Raw genomic sequence first — 1,000 nt, 5'->3', positions numbered from 1 at the left:
CGTGTTGACGATGTTGACGTTCTTCCAGGCGTCCTCAGCCGCGTTCTCGAGTGCGTCCGCCTGAATGGCCGTCGCCGCGGTGCCGGCCAGGGTGACGGTGTCACCATCGACGGCCAGGCTGAAATCACGGATCCCCGCACCCGCCTCGAAAACCGGTCCCGCCGCGGAGAAGTCCAGCGCCTTGCTGCCGGGGACGACCGTAAGGTTGTCGATCACGTTGACGTCACTGCCCATCGAGGCGATCACCATGTCCAGCAGCGTTCGTCTGGCGGCCGGATCGGGCAGGTTGCCCTCCAGCGTGATCTCGTTGCCATGTCCGGTTATCGACAGCGGTGCCAGCGTCAACCCCGGTGGCACACCGGCAGGGGCTGGTGCAACCAGCGTCGGCAATGCACCGGCAGGGCCGGGCTGGCCGCCGTTCTGCGAGCGGGAGCGGTCGAGCATGCCGTAGCCGATCAACCCCAGCAACAGTGGGATGAACACGAGCCCGGCCAGCCAGGCACGACCTGGGGACCGTCGGTACAGCCTGAAGGCTTTACGCCGCCGAGTGGTCATCTAAGTGCCATCGGAACCCAGCTCAGAATCGGGCATTGGCCCCTCCTGACGTTGACGAACGAGTGATACGAAGCCTAAGGCAAGCCAGCGGCCCGGACCTATCGCTCGACCAATCGCGCGGTGACGGTCTGCGGGCGCCGAACAGCTCGGTCACGAAGACCAGCGTCGTATCGGATGGCTGAAGTCACCGACTACCGCGCGTCGATGGCCGTGTAGTCGCGTTCGCAGCACCCGGTGTAGATCTGGCGGGGCCGGCCGATCTTGCTGTCGCCCTCGTCGTGCATCTCGCGCCAGTGCGCGATCCAACCCGGCAGCCGGCCGAGGGCGAACAGCACCGTGAACATCCGGGGCGGGAAGCCGATGGCGCGATAGATCAGGCCGGTGTAGAAGTCGACGTTCGGGTAGAGCTTGCGCTCGATGAAATAGTCGTCGGTCAGCGCCGCCT

The 1,000-nt window shown here is 65.7% G+C and carries 2 protein-coding genes; both read right to left on the bottom strand.

The window, feature by feature from the left end:
- The coding region (gene arfA, locus AC2VON_RS04425) for a channel-forming protein ArfA/OmpATb (RefSeq protein WP_486951854.1) at positions 1–555 on the bottom strand (555 nt) is incomplete at its 3' end.
- Between the two features lie 191 nt (positions 556–746).
- The coding region (locus AC2VON_RS04420) for a citrate/2-methylcitrate synthase (RefSeq protein WP_486951853.1) at positions 747–1,000 on the bottom strand (254 nt) is incomplete at its 5' end.

This window comes from Mycobacterium sp. TH-M82, assembly GCF_057473605.1.
The sequence above is the reverse complement of the archived record's forward strand: the minus strand, read 5'-3'. Positions and strand labels throughout refer to the sequence as shown.